Genomic DNA, 13,452 nt, shown 5'->3' on the forward strand with positions numbered 1-13,452 from the left:
ATCGGCAGGAGTCGATTCCGGCCGCATTTGTCCCCACAATACAGACAGGCGGCGCCAGCAGGTGCCGCCTTTTGCATGGCTTTCAACCAAGGAGCTTCACCATGAACACCGCCAGCGGCCTGCCGCCGTCGATCACCGTTTCTACCTTCGACATGGACCGCCTGGACGCCATGCTCGAATCCCCTGCGCTGAGCCAGACGCCTGCCGCGCTCGCGCTTGCTGAAGAACTCAACCGTGCCACCGTGCTGGCACCGGACCAGATTCCCGAAGGCATCGTCATGATGCATTCGCGCGTGGAGTGCGAAGATGAAGTGTCGGGCGAGAAGCACGTCCTGACCCTGGTCTTCCCCCGCGAAGCCAACGTCGATGAAGGCAAGGTTTCCGTGCTGGCCCCGGTCGGCAGTGCCCTGCTCGGCCTTTCGATCGGCCAGAGCATCGACTGGAACGCGCCCGGCGGCCGCAAGCTGCGCCTGCGCGTGACCGCGGTCCACAACGACCGTCCCTGATTACCGCTGCGCACCGCGCGCGATTCGATCCCCCTGCACCAGGAGCCGTAATGAGTACCCCGTCCAAACTGTCCCAGCTGCGCGAACTGTCCGTGGTCGTTGCCGATACCGGTGACTACGAGGCGATCAAGCGCCTGCAGCCGGTGGACTGCACCACCAACCCGACCCTGGTGAAGAAGGCGCTGGACCTGCCGGTCTATGCCGAGTTGATCGAACGCGAACTGGCCTGGGGCCGCCAGCAGAGTGGCGACCGCGAAGCGGTGGTGCACGCCGTGGCCGACCGCCTCACCATCGGCGTCGGCGCGCTGCTGAGCACGCTGGTGCCGGGCCGCGTGTCCACCGAAGTGGATGCCGACCAGGCCCACGACACCGCTGCCACCGTGGCCAAGGCCCGCCAGTTCATCCAGATGTACGCCGATGCCGGCGTGCCGCGCGAGAAGATCCTGATCAAGATCGCCGCGACCTGGGAAGGCGTGGAAGCCGCGCGCATCCTGCAGGCCGAGGGCATCGACTGCAACCTGACCCTGATCTTCAACCCGACCCAGGCGCTGGCCTGCAGCGAAGCCGGCGCGTTCCTGATCTCGCCGTTCGTCGGCCGCATCCTGGACTGGTACGTGGCCAACGGCCAGACGCCGGCCAACATCGATGAAGACCCGGGCGTGAAGTTCGTGCGTGGCGTGTATGCCGAATTCAAGCGCCGCGGTTCGCCGACGGTGGTGATGGGCGCCTCGTTCCGTTCGACCGCGCAGATCGAAGCGCTGGCCGGCTGCGACCGCCTGACGATTTCGCCGGACCTGCTGGAGAAGCTGGACGCCGACCACGGCGAGCTGCCGCGCAAGCTGGTGGCCGGTGCGGCGGATGGCGCGGCGGTGACCCCGATCGATGCCGCGAAGTTCGCAGCTGACCTGGCGGCCGATCCGATGGCGACCGAGAAGCTGGCGACCGGCATCGATGCGTTTGCCAAGGATCTGCAGGCGCTGCGCGAGCGCATTCGTTCGGAACTGTGAGGATTTCGGCCAACGGCTGAGCCCCTCGTGGCGGGGGCTTGGTCGCGAAGAGCGGGTCATGCGGTTGGCAGGGTGGGTAGGCCGTGCAGGGGACGCTGCAAGTACGTCCATGTAAGCTCGGTCGCCGCATCCATGCGGCTCACGCCCCTGCACGGCCTACCCACCCGGCCTTCGACAGTTTCCGGTGGCCGCCCGCCACGGATGAAAGAAAGAAGAGCAACAGCGGATCGCGCGCTTCGCTTGCTTGGAGCGGAGCATGGCTCCGCTCTACAGAAAGCACTGCAGGACCAAACAAAAAGGACGCGGCGAAAGCCGCGTCCTTTTTGTTTTCCATCAGTTCGTCAGTACACAAATGCTCTTGCCCACCGTCACCGGGAAATGATCGGAGGCGGGACGGGTGCAGATGGCGGGACCGTCCACGGCATGGATGCCGTGGCCGAGCCCCCAAGGACGGGTTTACGGCGTGTCCCGCCATCTGCACCCGTCCCGCCAAACTCACAGCAACCCAGAGCCGCTTTGGCTTTGGCAGTTGCTTTCAGCTTCTGCCCGCCGCAGGCGGACCACCGCGCGTCAGCGCGGCGCCTCCACATCCAGCCCGATCGGGCAGCTCACGCCGGTGCCGCCGATGCCGCAGTAGCCGTTCGGATTCTTCGCCAGGTACTGCTGGTGATAGTCCTCGGCGTAGTAGTACGCCGGTGCCGGGTACACGATCTCGGTGGTGATCGGCCCGTAGCCGGCTGCGGCCAGCTGCGCCTGGTAGGCCTCGCGGCTGGCCAGCGCGGCAGCGTACTGCGCCTCGTCGGTAGCGTGGATCGCCGAACGGTACTGGGTGCCGGTGTCGTTGCCCTGGCGCATGCCCTGGGTCGGGTCGTGGCTTTCCCAGAACAGCTGCAGCAGCCGCTCCAGGCTCACCACCGCCGGGTCGAACACCACCTGCACCACTTCGGTGTGGCCGGTCAGGCCCGAGCACACCTCTTCATAGGTCGGGTTCGGGGTGATGCCGCCGGCATAGCCGACCGAGGTGCTGTACACGCCCGGTTCGGTCCAGAACTTGCGCTCGGCGCCCCAGAAACAGCCCAGCGCGAAGCGGATCTGCTGCAGGCCGGTGAAGCGGTCCTTCAGCGGATGGCTGTTCACGAAGTGCTGGTTGCTGTGCAGCGGCAGCGGTTGGTCACGCCCCGGCAGTGCTTCTTCCGGGCGCGGCAGGCGCTGCTTGAAGGCGCCGATGCCAAGAATGCCCTGGCCAATTCCCAACATGATGCGCTCCTACGCCGGAAGGCCGGCTATGTCGTCTGCATCGGAAATGGGGGCGTCCGGCGCGTGGCCCAAGTCCAGCGCCGCCACGATGTCCTCGGCCTGCGGCCGCGCCGCGTCGGGGATCCCGACCCGCAGCACGCCGAACAGCGGCAGCTCGCCCATGCCGCCCAGCAACGACTCGCCGAACACGAAAGCCGGGATGCCAGCATCCTCCAGCGCGTGCTTGACCAGGTGGGCGTCGAACAGGTTGTCGGCCTTGTACACGATGTGCATGCGGCAGCTCCGTGGGAGAGAGTTCCAGCATACGCCGGGGGGCTGAATGGTGGTGGTGACGGCGCATGACCATTCCGCCGGCCAGCGGCCGGCGCTACCGGAAGAGGGCCTGGTAGTGCCGGCCGCTGGCCGGCATCCCCACGCCCCACCGGGCAGCCCTGCCCGGTACGCGCTAGACTGTTGGTCTTTCTGCCTTTCTTTTCGCCGACTCATGTCCGAGCACACCCCCGCCAGCCCCGAGACCCCCGCCGACAGCCACGAAAAGCGCGATTTCATCCGCCAGATCGTGCGCGAGGACCTGGCCAGCGGAAAGCACCAGGCGATCAAGACCCGTTTCCCGCCGGAACCGAACGGCTACCTGCACATCGGCCATGCCAAGTCGATCTGCCTGAACTTCGGCATCGCCGGCGAGTTCAGCGGCGTCTGCAACCTGCGCTTCGACGACACCAACCCGGCCAAGGAAGACCCGGAATACGTGGCCGCGATCCAGGACGACGTGCGCTGGCTGGGCTTCAGCTGGAACGAGCTGCGCCACGCCTCGGACTACTTCCAGACCTATTACCTGGCCGCCGAGAAGCTGATCGAACAGGGCAAGGCCTATGTCTGCGACCTGTCGGCCGAGGAAGTGCGCGCCTACCGCGGCACCCTGACCGAGCCGGGCCGCCCGTCGCCGTGGCGCGACCGCAGCGTCGAGGAAAACCTCGACCTGTTCCGCCGCATGCGCGCCGGTGAGTTCCCGGATGGCGCGCGCACCCTGCGCGCGAAGATCGACATGGCCAGCGGCAACATCAACCTGCGCGATCCGGCCCTGTACCGCATCAAGCACGTCGAGCACCAGAACACCGGCAATGCGTGGCCGATCTACCCGATGTACGACTTCGCCCATGCGCTGGGCGATTCCATCGAAGGCATCACCCACTCGCTGTGCACGCTCGAGTTCGAAGACCACCGCCCGCTGTACGACTGGTGCGTGGACAACGTCGATTTCGCGCACGACGACGCGCTGACCCAGCCGCTGGTCGATGCCGGCCTGCCGCGCGAAGCCGCCAAACCGCGCCAGATCGAGTTCTCGCGCCTGAACATCAACTACACGGTGATGAGCAAGCGCAAGCTGATGGCGCTGGTCACCGAGCAGCTGGTGGACGGCTGGGAAGACCCGCGCATGCCGACCCTGCAGGGCCTGCGCCGCCGTGGTTACACCCCCGCAGCGATGCGCCTGTTCGCCGAGCGCGTGGGCATCAGCAAGCAGAATTCGCTGATCGACTTCAGCGTGCTGGAAGGCGCGCTGCGCGAAGACCTGGACAGTGCAGCGCCGCGCCGCATGGCGGTGGTCGACCCGGTCAAGCTGGTGCTGACCAACCTGCCGGAAGGCCATGAAGAGCAGCTGACCTTCAGCAACCACCCGAAGGACGAGAGCTTCGGCAGCCGCGAAGTGCCGTTCGCACGCGAAGTGTGGATCGACCGCGAGGACTTCGCCGAAGTGCCGCCGAAGGGTTGGAAGCGCCTGGTGCCGGGTGGCGAGGTGCGCCTGCGCGGCGCCGGCATCATCCGCTGCGACGAAGTAATCAAGGATGCCGACGGCACCATCACCGAACTGCGTGGCTGGCTGGATCCGGAATCGCGTCCGGGCATGGAAGGCGCCAACCGCAAGGTCAAGGGCACCATCCACTGGGTCAGCGCCGTGCATGGCGTGCCGGCCGAGATCCGCCTGTACGACCGCCTGTTCTCGGTGCCGAACCCGGACGACGAATCGGAAGGCAAGACCTACCGTGATTACCTCAACCCGGAATCGCGCCGCACCGTCACCGGCTATGTCGAGCCGGCCGCGGCCAGCGCTGCGCCGGAGCAGTCGTTCCAGTTCGAGCGCACCGGCTACTTCGTCGCCGACCGCCGCGACCACACCGAGGCCAAGCCGGTGTTCAACCGCAGCGTGACCCTGCGCGACACCTGGTCGGCCTGAGGACCTGCGCGGGCGCCGGGAAGGCGCCCGCACGAATCCGACGATGATCACCGCCCTCTCCGCCCTGCTCTGGTTCATCTCGCAGCATCCGCTGCTGACGTTCTTTGCAGCGATGGTGCTGGCCGGGCTGGTCTCGTGGTGGCGGCGCTTTCCGGGCTACGCCATCGTGGTGTTCCCGCTGGCGATGCTCAACATCTTCCTCGGCCACTTCCTCAACGCCGCCTTCCTCAACGTGGTGGGCGAGCGTGGTGAAGCGGTGATCGTCAAGGCCGAGCAAACCAACTCCACGCTCAACGAGCAGTACATCTGGCGCTACGAAGCGGTGCTGCGCACTGCCGAAGGGCGCGATGTGGAGGTGGTGTTCCACACCAATACCGCTTCGCTGTGGCCGCTGGAAAACGCCATCCGCATCCCGGCGCAGAACCAGCCATTCGTGGTGAAGTACACGCCGGGCTTCTCGCGCAACTTCGTCATCCTCACCAACGAATCACCGCACGGCATCGCCCAGGCCCGTGCCAGCGCGCGCGAGCGGGTGGAGGTGGCGGCACGCAAGCTGCATTTCAGCCCGGGCAATGCCGATTTCCGCGCGGACTATCGCCGCGAGCTGGAAACCTGGCTGCGCGACCACGGCAACGATCCGCAACAGCAGCCCGACGCGCAGCGATATCGCGCCGAACTCGACGCGCTCGACCACTAGATCCCCAGGCCCTGCCTGGATGTTCCACCCCATCCATCCACAGGCCTGACATGACCACGACCTCCGCCGCTCTCCTCCCGCTGCTGCAGCAGGTCCTGCAGGACGCCGGCATCGCCTGCCGCGCCGACGGCGGCGCGCTGCTGCTGGACAGCGGCCTGCGCCTGACCCCGCACGCGATGGCCGCGCACGCGCGCGACAACGGCGGCTGGCAGACCTCCACCGTCATCGAGGCCCAGCATCCGGTGTTGTTCGCCGATGGCCTGTTCGAGTACCAGCACGCCAACGGAGCCGACGAACAGGCGTCGCTGCTGTCCGGCCTCCAGGCCTGGGCGCGGGTGGACCTGGCGACGCTGCAGACCGCCGTCGGCGCCGCAGACGCGCAGGGCCTGCCGATGTTGGGCCTGACCTATCCGGGCGCCGACGAAGGCGAAGAACTGCAGCGCACCGTGGTGCTGGGGCCGCTGGCGCACTACCGCGCACAGGAGGTGGATGCCTCCACCTGCAGCGAGGACGACCACGGTTCCTGCCCCTGCTGCCTGTTCACGCGCAGCATGGAGGCCTTCGATGAGCTGCTGAAAGCCCGCCAGTTCCTCGCCATCCGCCTGTTCGCCTCGCGCGATGCCGACGGCCTGTGCGAGGCCGATTGCCGGGTCAACGGCCACGACTTCGCCGCCGCCCTGCCCCTGCTGCGCGCCTACGCGGCCAGCTGGCCGCAGGCCGGGCTGGAATTCCGCAAGCAGTACGTAGTGATCCGCACCGGCTCGCCGGGCTGACCCGCCGCCACACCCGATACAGGCCGGTGCGGCTACACTGCGCGCCGGTTTCCCAAGCAACCGCACCTTCTTCCATTCCCTACGAGGCACCCCCGCGATGCTGTACGCGCAAGTCCACCTGACCCTTCCCGCCTGGATCCACGACCAGATCGACCTGGATCGTCGATATCCGGGCGATGAGGCCAAGGTCGCGCTGGCGATCGAGCTGTCGCGGCTGAACGTCGAGCACGCCAGTGGCGGCCCGTTCGGTGCGGTGGTGTTCGGCCCGGATGACAAGGTGATCGCCGCCGGCGTGAACCGGGTGATGCCGCACGCGACCTCGCTGGCGCACGCCGAGAACATGGCCTACATGCTGGCCCAGCAGCGCCTGCAGACCCCGCGCCTGAACGCGGTACTGTCGCCGGTCACCCTGGCCACCAGCTCGCAGCCGTGCTGCCAGTGCTACGGCGCCACCGTGTGGGCCGGCATCGACCGCCTGCTGATCGGTGCCAACTCGGCCGACGTCGAAGAGCTGACCCCGTTCGACGAAGGCCCGCTGCCGGCCGACTGGGTGGGTGAACTCAACAAGCGCGGCATCGAAGTGGTGCAGGGCCTGAACCGCGACGCCGCGCGCAGCGTGCTGCGTGCCTATGGGGAAAGCGATGGCGCCCGTTACTGAGACCGGCATCGGCCTGCTGTGCCTGTGCCGGCAGGGCTTCGAGCCCGAGCTGGCTGGCGAACTGCAGTTCCGCGCCGGTGAAGCCGGTTTCGCCGGTTATGCGCGCACCCAGCGCAATGATGGCTACGTGCTGTTCATGTGCGACGAAGCTGCGGCACTGGCACCGCGCCTGCGCTGGCGCGAACTGATCTTCGCGCGGCAGAAGCTGGTGGTGCTGGCCGAGCTACCACAACTGGACCCGGCCGACCGCATCACCCCGATGCTGGAGGTGCTGGCCGATGCGCCGCGCTTCGGTGACCTGTGGGTGGAGCACCCCGATTCGGACGCCGGCAAGCCGCTGTCCGGTCTGGCACGCGCCTTTGGCAATGCACTGCGCCCGGCGCTGCGCAAGGCCGGCAAGCTCACCGACAAGCCGAACGACCGCCTGCCGCGCCTGCACGTGGTGTTCGTCGACGGCACCCATGCCTTCGTCTGCGTGGCCGACCCGGCCGACAGCGCGCCGTGGGCACTGGGCATTCCGCGATTGAAACTGCTGCCCGAAGCGCCTTCGCGTTCGGCGCTGAAGCTGGACGAAGCGTTGCTGACCCTGCTGACGCCGGAAGAACGCGAAGCGCTGGCCAGGCCCGGCATGCGCGCGGCCGACCTGGGTGCCGCACCGGGCGGCTGGACCTGGGTGCTGACCCGCCAGCACATGCACGTACTGAGCATCGACAACGGCCCGTTGCGCCAGCATGTGCTGGACACCGGCCTGGTCGAGCACCTGCGCGCCGATGGCTTCCACTGGCACCCGGAACAGCCGCTGGACTGGATGGTCTGCGACATGGTCGAGCAGCCGCGCCGCGTGGCCGAGCGCATGGCCACCTGGTTCCGCGAAGGCTGGTGCAGGCACGCGATCTTCAATCTGAAGCTGCCGATGAAGAAGCGCTGGGACGAGACCCGGCTGTGCCTGGACCTGTTCCAGGACCAGGCCGGCAAGCCGCTGGTGGTGCGTGCCAAGCAGCTCTATCACGATCGTGAAGAGATCACCGTGCTGGCCTCGCCGCTGCGCTGAGGAACATGTCCGCCGGGCATGGCCCGGCGCTACTGAGGAAGGGAACCATGCGATACCACCCGCTCGCCATGCTGATCATCGTGCTGGCAGCCGCACCGGCCATTGCCCAGCAGCTGCCGCACACCCCTGCACAGAGCCAGCCACTGGGCCCGACCGGCGGCGCGATCCGCCAGCAACCGCTGGATGCCGGCCGGGTCAGCGGCAGCGTCGAGATTGCACGGCCGGCCGGCGAAGCACAGGTCACCGTTCGCTCGCTGGAACCGAGCAGCGTGATCGGCCAGTACCGCATCCGCTTCAGCGACCTCGACGTGAACGGCGATGGCTTCATCAGCCGCCAGGAAGCACAAGCCAACCCTGCGCTGGCCGACGAGTTCAATTCGCTGGACCGCAGGCACCGCGGCAAGCTGGACCGTGCCGACCTGGCTGGTTGGCTGGTCGATTGATCCACCGGCGCGATCTTCATCCACGCATGGCGTGGATCAACGGCGGTAACGGAGCCCGCTTCTGGTAGGTGCCAACCTTGGTTGGCACATCCATCAGGCATCCTGGGCTCAGATAAGGCGAGGGTATTTCCAGCCTTGTGCCAACCAAGGTTGGCACCTACCAGAGCGGCGTTGGCACCTGCCAGAGCGGCCGGTATTCCGGTCAGACCCCGGCGGCGCGCTTCCAGAATGCCTGCACCAGCGGCGGCCATTTGCCGACGCAGCCCAGTGCGCGTCCACGGGCCAGGGTCAGGTGCATTTCGTCGTTGGAGAACAGGCGGTTGATCGCGTCGAAGCTGTAGGCGGCGATCTGATTGTCGCTGCGCCGTTCGCGCGCCCAGCGCTGCAGGCGCTGCGGCGACAGGCGCGGCTGGCCGCGGCGCTCGGCCGACGGCGCCAGCCACTGCTGCAGGGCGGCGACGTCGCGCAGGCCCAGGTTCACGCCCTGCCCGGCCAGCGGATGCACCACATGCGCGGCATCACCCAGCGCCAGCACGCGGCCAGCCACGTAGTGACGGGCCAGTTGCCGACGCAGCGGGAAGGCCGCACGCGGTGATGCCAGCCGCAGTTCGCCCAGGCGCGCCGCGAAGGCGCGGGTCAGTTCGCGGTTGAACGCATCTTCGTCCAACGCCAGCACGCGAGCCGCTTCGTCTTCGGGCAGGGTCCAGACGATCGAACTGCGGCGCTCGGCCACCGGCAGCAACGCCAGCGGTCCGGTCGGCAGGAAGCGCTGCCAGGCGGTGGCCTGGTTCGGCAGCTCGCTGTCCACGTAGGCCACCACGCCACGCTGGTGGTAGTCATGCCGCTCGACCTCGATTCCGGCCAGCTGGCGCAGGGTCGACTCGGCGCCGTCGGCGGCCACGGCCAGCGCCGCTTCCAGGCGGCGCCCGTCATCCAACCGCAGGCGCACGCCGTCCTCGTCCTGCTCCAGCGCTTCCACCCGTGCCGGGCAGTGCAGCTGCACGCCCGCCGCCGGCAGCGCCGACCAGAGGCGATCCTGCAGCAGGCCGTTCTCGACGATGTAGCCCAGCTCGCGCCGACCGAAGCGGTCGGCGTCGAACAACAGATCCTCGCCACCCGCGGCATCCCACACCTGCATGCGCCGGTAGGGCCACGCGCGGGCCTGCGCGATGGCCGGCCACACACCCAGGCGGTTCAACAGCTGCACGTTGTCGGCGGCGAAGGCGAACACCCGCAGGTCCGGCTGTGCGGCCTGCCATGGCGCGGGTTCGCGGCCCTCCACCAGCGCAACCGACAGACCGGCATCGGCCAGCGCCAGCGCACAGGCGGCACCGACCACGCCACCACCGACGATGGCCACGTCCAGGCGCGTGCGCCGGCTCATGCGGCTTCTCCGCGGCACAGGCGCGGCACTTCACCACGGAAGCCCATCGCACCACCGACCAGCATCGACTGCACCGAGGCACGTTGTGCAGCCACCAGGCCGAGGCTGCGCAGCGGCCGCATCAGCGGTGCCGGATTGCTGGTCAGGCGTGCCAGGCCACCCGAGAACGCCACCGTCTGCCGGCGGTCGTCCTCGCGGCGCGCGACATAGGCCTGCAGCAGCGCGTCGCTGCCGGCATCCTCATGCGCATCCTCCAGCAGTTCGGCCAGGGTCAGCGCATCGCGCAGGCCCAGGTTGAAGCCCTGCGCACCCAATGGATGGATGGTCTGCGCGGCATTGCCAAGCAGCACCGTGCGCTCACCGGCCAGCGCGCGCGCCAGCACCTGGATGAGCGGGTAAGCGCTGCGCGGGCCAGATTCGAGCAGGCGGCCGGCACGCCAGCCGATCGCATCCTGCAGCCGCTGCAGCCAGGCCGCATCATCCAGCGCCATCACCGCATCGGCCTGGTCGCGCGCAACACCGTGCACAGTGCCGAAGTGGCGGTCACCACGCGGCAGCAGGGCGGTTGGGCCGGTATCGGTGAAGCGCTCCCAGGCGGTGCCGTCCGGCGCACGCTGGCTGCGCACGCGGGCCACGAACAGGGTCTGCTGGAAATCATGACGGTCGACCTCGATGCCCAGCGCGCCACGCACGCCGCTGGTGGTGCCATCGGCACCGACCACCAGCCGTGCCAGCAGCACGCGCTCGCCGGCCTCGTCGGCCACCCGCACCTGGCGGTAGCCATCGATCACCTCGCCCAGCCCCAGGAACCGCATCGGCCGGTAACGGCGCAGCCGTGGCAGTTCCTGCAGGCGCGCTTCCAGCGCCTGGCCGAAGTCACGCGCCACCACCACCTGGCCGAACCAGGGCCGGTCGTAATCGGCTGCTTCAAGCTGCACGCGGCCGAAATCACCGGCACGGCTCACATGGATGCGCCGGATCGGGCCCGGCGCCATCGCCAGCTTCTGCATCACCCCCAGCGCGGTCAGCGCGTTGACGGTGGCCGCGGCGAAACTGAGGTTGCGCTGGTCGAACACCGCCGGCAGCTCGCCAGCCGGGCTGGCCTCGAGCAGGCCCACATCGCGGCCCAGGCGGTCCAGGGCAATGGCCAAACTGGCGCCGACCAGGCCGCCACCGACGATCAGCACGTCATGTCGTTCACTCATGGTGTTCATGATACGCGCTCGCCCCGCCCGAACACCCAACGCCCCCCGACCTGCGCCAACCTGCGCGGCGGGCTAGAATGAAACCTGAATCCGCTCCGGGCCCCCACCATGTCCGACACCGCCAACCGCGCCTTCGTCCTGTCCGTACTCGTACTGCTGCTGGCGGCGACCCGGGTCAATCACTTCGCGGCGATCCCCGATGCCTCCTGGGCCGTGTTCTTCATCGGTGGCTTTTACCTGGCGCGCTGGACCCGCTGGGCGTTCCCGCTGCTGATGGTGTTCGCGGTGCTGGTGGACTGGATCGTGATCCGCAGCAGCGGCCTGGATTTCTGGCAGCACTACTGCGTCTCCCCGGGCTACTGGCTGCTGCTGCCGGCCTATTTCTCGCTGTGGGCCGGCGGCATGCTGCTGGGCCGCAACTACCAGAGTGCGCGCTGGCCGGTACTGGCCAAGGGCGCGCTGCTGCTGGTCGCCTCGGTGGCGGTCTGTCACCTGCTTGCGCAGGGCGGCTTCTACTGGACCAGCCGTAACGTGGCCGAACCGACGCTGGCCGGTTGGGCACAGAACTACGCACAGTGGTTCGGGCCCTACCTGCGCACCACGGCGATCTATGTGGCGCTGGCTGCCGCGCTGCAGCTGGCCGTGGAGCAGGTGTTGAAGCTCCAGCAGGCCCGCCGCGACATCCGTCACTGAGCCGCGCCATGGGTCATCGCCTCTCGCGCATCTACACCCGCACCGGCGACGACGGCAGTACCGGCCTTGGCGACGGCCAGCGCGTGGCCAAGGATGACGCCCGTGTCGCCTCATACGGCACCGTCGACGAGGCCAATGCCGCGCTCGGCCTGCTGCTGGCAGCACCACTGCCCGAGGACGTGCGCGCGCTGGTGGTGCATCTGCAGCACCAGTTGTTCGACCTGGGCGCCGAGCTTTGCATTCCCGGCCATGCCGCGATCCACGCTGCCGATATCTCGGCGCTGGAGCAGCAGTTGGACCACTACAATGCCGACCTGCCGATGCTGAAGGAGTTCATCCTGCCGGCCGGTGGCGAAGCCGCCGCGCGCTGCCACCTGGCGCGCACCATCGTCCGCCGCGCCGAGCGCGAGACGGTCACCCTGGCCCGCCACGAGGCCGTGCGCAGCGAGGCGCTGCAGTACCTCAACCGGCTGTCGGACCTGCTGTTCGTGCTGGCCCGCGTACTGGCCCGCGCCGATGGCCATGGCGAAGCGCTGTGGCAGCCACAGCAGCGCCAGCGCTGAGTCGGCACGATGCTGGTCTATACCCACCCATCCTGCCTGCTGCATGACCCCGGTCCGGGCCATCCCGAGTGCCCGCAACGCCTGCAGCATGTGCTGGACGCGCTGCACGCCGCGTTCCCCGGCCAGCTGGAGTGGCGCGAAGCACCACCGGCCAAGTTCGGTGAACTGACCCGGGTCCACGACAGCGCCCTGCTCGACTTCGTGCTGCAACCGCAGACCGCACCGCTGCGCCAGCTGGACATGGACACCTGGACCTCACCCGGCTCGGCCAGCGCCGCTGTACATGCCGCCGGCGCCGGCGTGGCCGCGGTCGATGCGGTGATGCTGGGCGACGACCCGCTGGCCTTCTGCGCGGTACGCCCGCCGGGCCACCACGCCACCAGCAGCACGGCGATGGGCTTCTGCCTGCTCAACAACATCGCCATCGCCGCCGCCTATGCCCGCGACCGCCATGGCCTGGAGCGGATCGCGGTGGTCGATTTCGACGTCCACCATGGCAACGGCACCCAGGACATCTTCCAGCACGATGCCCGCGTCTCGTACTACAGCACCCACCAGGCCGGGCTGTTTCCCAATTCCGGCCTGCGCCGCGACCGCGGTGCCGGCAACCTGATGAACATCCTGCTGCCGCCGGGCAGTGGGGGGTTCCGCTTCCGAAATGTCTGGGCCGACGAGATGCTGCCGGCCATCGACGACTTCCGTCCGCAGCTGCTGCTGATCTCGGCCGGCTTCGACGCCCACCTGCGCGACCCGCAGGCCGACCTGATGCTGGAGACCGACGATTTCGCCTGGATCACCCGTGAACTGCACGCGCTGGCGCGTCGTCACGCGGCCGGCCGGGTGGTGTCGATGCTGGAGGGCGGCTACGACCTGCAGGCCCTCGCCGAGTGCAGCGTGGCCCACGTCCAGGCCCTGATGTCACCGGCTTCCAGCGCCGCCGCCGGATGAACCCGAACCGGCCCCCTGCGGCGCCCTTCATTGC

Annotated in this window: 15 protein-coding genes; 11 read left to right on the forward strand and 4 right to left on the reverse strand. The window is 68.4% G+C overall.

Annotated features, from left to right (window positions below; genetic code table 11):
* Positions 1-101: 101 nt before the first annotated feature.
* Both rnk and VPH47_RS17665 read left to right on the forward strand, forming a co-directional pair.
* Positions 102-506 carry a nucleoside diphosphate kinase regulator gene (rnk, locus tag VPH47_RS17660; RefSeq protein ID WP_065722817.1) on the forward strand — a complete coding sequence of 135 codons (405 nt, stop codon included), beginning with the start codon at positions 102-104 and terminating at the stop codon, positions 504-506.
* 50 nt (positions 507-556) lie between these two features.
* Complete coding sequence (locus VPH47_RS17665) at positions 557-1,513, forward strand: transaldolase (protein ID WP_049399989.1); 957 nt, start codon at positions 557-559, stop codon at positions 1,511-1,513.
* A 570-nt stretch (positions 1,514-2,083) separates the two neighbouring features.
* Here the strand turns inward: VPH47_RS17665 and msrA are convergent.
* Positions 2,084-2,749 (reverse strand): peptide-methionine (S)-S-oxide reductase MsrA, encoded by a 666-nt coding sequence (gene msrA, locus VPH47_RS17670; protein ID WP_368851605.1) that lies wholly within the window; start codon positions 2,747-2,749, stop codon positions 2,084-2,086.
* 30 nt (positions 2,750-2,779) lie between these two features.
* The gene (locus tag VPH47_RS17675) at positions 2,780-3,043 is read right to left on the reverse strand and encodes a DUF2007 domain-containing protein (RefSeq protein ID WP_010481810.1); all 264 of its coding nucleotides are present in this window, start codon (positions 3,041-3,043) and stop codon (positions 2,780-2,782) included.
* 211 nt (positions 3,044-3,254) lie between these two features.
* On the opposite strand from VPH47_RS17675, the gene VPH47_RS17680 reads away from it, so the two are divergent.
* From VPH47_RS17680 to VPH47_RS17705, 6 genes are all read left to right on the forward strand, one after another.
* On the forward strand, positions 3,255-5,003 hold the full coding sequence (locus tag VPH47_RS17680; protein WP_014036049.1) for a glutamine--tRNA ligase/YqeY domain fusion protein: 1,749 nt from the start codon (positions 3,255-3,257) through the stop codon (positions 5,001-5,003).
* 43 nt (positions 5,004-5,046) lie between these two features.
* Entirely contained in the window at positions 5,047-5,700 is a 654-nt protein-coding gene (locus VPH47_RS17685) for a hypothetical protein (protein WP_368851376.1), read from the forward strand.
* 50 nt (positions 5,701-5,750) lie between these two features.
* Positions 5,751-6,473, forward strand: a complete 723-nt coding sequence (locus VPH47_RS17690; protein WP_368851377.1) for a DUF6348 family protein — start codon at positions 5,751-5,753, stop codon at positions 6,471-6,473.
* A 97-nt stretch (positions 6,474-6,570) separates the two neighbouring features.
* Positions 6,571-7,131, forward strand: coding sequence for a nucleoside deaminase (locus VPH47_RS17695; RefSeq protein WP_004154307.1), 561 nt, complete (start codon positions 6,571-6,573; stop codon positions 7,129-7,131).
* The gene (gene rlmM / locus VPH47_RS17700) at positions 7,115-8,182 is read left to right on the forward strand and encodes a 23S rRNA (cytidine(2498)-2'-O)-methyltransferase RlmM (protein ID WP_110711094.1); all 1,068 of its coding nucleotides are present in this window, start codon (positions 7,115-7,117) and stop codon (positions 8,180-8,182) included. The genes VPH47_RS17695 and rlmM overlap by 17 nt, the downstream gene beginning before the upstream one ends.
* A 47-nt stretch (positions 8,183-8,229) precedes the next feature.
* Positions 8,230-8,625 (forward strand): EF-hand domain-containing protein, encoded by a 396-nt coding sequence (locus VPH47_RS17705; RefSeq protein ID WP_368851378.1) that lies wholly within the window; start codon positions 8,230-8,232, stop codon positions 8,623-8,625.
* 202 nt (positions 8,626-8,827) lie between these two features.
* Here VPH47_RS17705 and VPH47_RS17710 read toward each other — a convergent pair whose 3' ends face one another.
* Together VPH47_RS17710 and ubiH are read right to left on the reverse strand one after the other, a co-directional pair.
* On the reverse strand, positions 8,828-10,009 hold the full coding sequence (locus tag VPH47_RS17710; protein WP_153856330.1) for a UbiH/UbiF family hydroxylase: 1,182 nt from the start codon (positions 10,007-10,009) through the stop codon (positions 8,828-8,830).
* The gene (gene ubiH / locus VPH47_RS17715) at positions 10,006-11,214 is read right to left on the reverse strand and encodes a 2-octaprenyl-6-methoxyphenyl hydroxylase (protein ID WP_197611200.1); all 1,209 of its coding nucleotides are present in this window, start codon (positions 11,212-11,214) and stop codon (positions 10,006-10,008) included. Before ubiH ends, VPH47_RS17710 begins: the two co-directional genes overlap by 4 nt.
* 108 nt (positions 11,215-11,322) lie before the next feature.
* Between ubiH and VPH47_RS17720 the strand changes: the two genes are divergently transcribed.
* Genes VPH47_RS17720 through VPH47_RS17730 form a run of 3 tightly spaced genes read left to right on the forward strand, consistent with a single transcriptional unit; the run spans position 11,323 to position 13,418 of the window.
* The gene (locus tag VPH47_RS17720) at positions 11,323-11,907 is read left to right on the forward strand and encodes a hypothetical protein (RefSeq protein ID WP_088024424.1); all 585 of its coding nucleotides are present in this window, start codon (positions 11,323-11,325) and stop codon (positions 11,905-11,907) included.
* A gap of 8 nt (positions 11,908-11,915) precedes the next feature.
* Positions 11,916-12,470 carry a cob(I)yrinic acid a,c-diamide adenosyltransferase gene (locus tag VPH47_RS17725; RefSeq protein WP_110711091.1) on the forward strand — a complete coding sequence of 185 codons (555 nt, stop codon included), beginning with the start codon at positions 11,916-11,918 and terminating at the stop codon, positions 12,468-12,470.
* A gap of 9 nt (positions 12,471-12,479) precedes the next feature.
* Positions 12,480-13,418: a histone deacetylase family protein gene (locus VPH47_RS17730; RefSeq protein WP_180854782.1), complete on the forward strand. Its 939-nt coding sequence runs from the start codon at positions 12,480-12,482 to the stop codon at positions 13,416-13,418.
* The last annotated feature ends 34 nt before the right edge of the window (positions 13,419-13,452 follow it).

Source organism: Stenotrophomonas sp. WED208 (assembly GCF_040984485.1).
In the GTDB taxonomy this organism is placed as follows: domain Bacteria; phylum Pseudomonadota; class Gammaproteobacteria; order Xanthomonadales; family Xanthomonadaceae; genus Stenotrophomonas; species Stenotrophomonas riyadhensis.

Excerpts from the sequence above, each read along its gene's own strand:
- VPH47_RS17695 (WP_004154307.1), top strand. The coding sequence starts at position 6,571 with ATGCTGTACGCGCAAGTCCACCTGACCCTTCCCGCCTGGATCCACGAC.
- VPH47_RS17730 (WP_180854782.1), top strand. The coding sequence starts at position 12,480 with ATGCTGGTCTATACCCACCCATCCTGCCTGCTGCATGACCCCGGTCCG.
- VPH47_RS17665 (WP_049399989.1), top strand. The coding sequence starts at position 557 with ATGAGTACCCCGTCCAAACTGTCCCAGCTGCGCGAACTGTCCGTGGTC.
- VPH47_RS17685 (WP_368851376.1), top strand. The coding sequence starts at position 5,047 with ATGATCACCGCCCTCTCCGCCCTGCTCTGGTTCATCTCGCAGCATCCG.
- VPH47_RS17710 (WP_153856330.1), bottom strand. The coding sequence starts at position 10,009 with ATGAGCCGGCGCACGCGCCTGGACGTGGCCATCGTCGGTGGTGGCGTG.
- ubiH (WP_197611200.1), bottom strand. The coding sequence starts at position 11,214 with ATGAGTGAACGACATGACGTGCTGATCGTCGGTGGCGGCCTGGTCGGC.
- VPH47_RS17705 (WP_368851378.1), top strand. The coding sequence starts at position 8,230 with ATGCGATACCACCCGCTCGCCATGCTGATCATCGTGCTGGCAGCCGCA.
- VPH47_RS17725 (WP_110711091.1), top strand. The coding sequence starts at position 11,916 with ATGGGTCATCGCCTCTCGCGCATCTACACCCGCACCGGCGACGACGGC.
- VPH47_RS17675 (WP_010481810.1), bottom strand. The coding sequence starts at position 3,043 with ATGCACATCGTGTACAAGGCCGACAACCTGTTCGACGCCCACCTGGTC.
- VPH47_RS17680 (WP_014036049.1), top strand. The coding sequence starts at position 3,255 with ATGTCCGAGCACACCCCCGCCAGCCCCGAGACCCCCGCCGACAGCCAC.
- VPH47_RS17690 (WP_368851377.1), top strand. The coding sequence starts at position 5,751 with ATGACCACGACCTCCGCCGCTCTCCTCCCGCTGCTGCAGCAGGTCCTG.
- rlmM (WP_110711094.1), top strand. The coding sequence starts at position 7,115 with ATGGCGCCCGTTACTGAGACCGGCATCGGCCTGCTGTGCCTGTGCCGG.
- VPH47_RS17720 (WP_088024424.1), top strand. The coding sequence starts at position 11,323 with ATGTCCGACACCGCCAACCGCGCCTTCGTCCTGTCCGTACTCGTACTG.
- rnk (WP_065722817.1), top strand. The coding sequence starts at position 102 with ATGAACACCGCCAGCGGCCTGCCGCCGTCGATCACCGTTTCTACCTTC.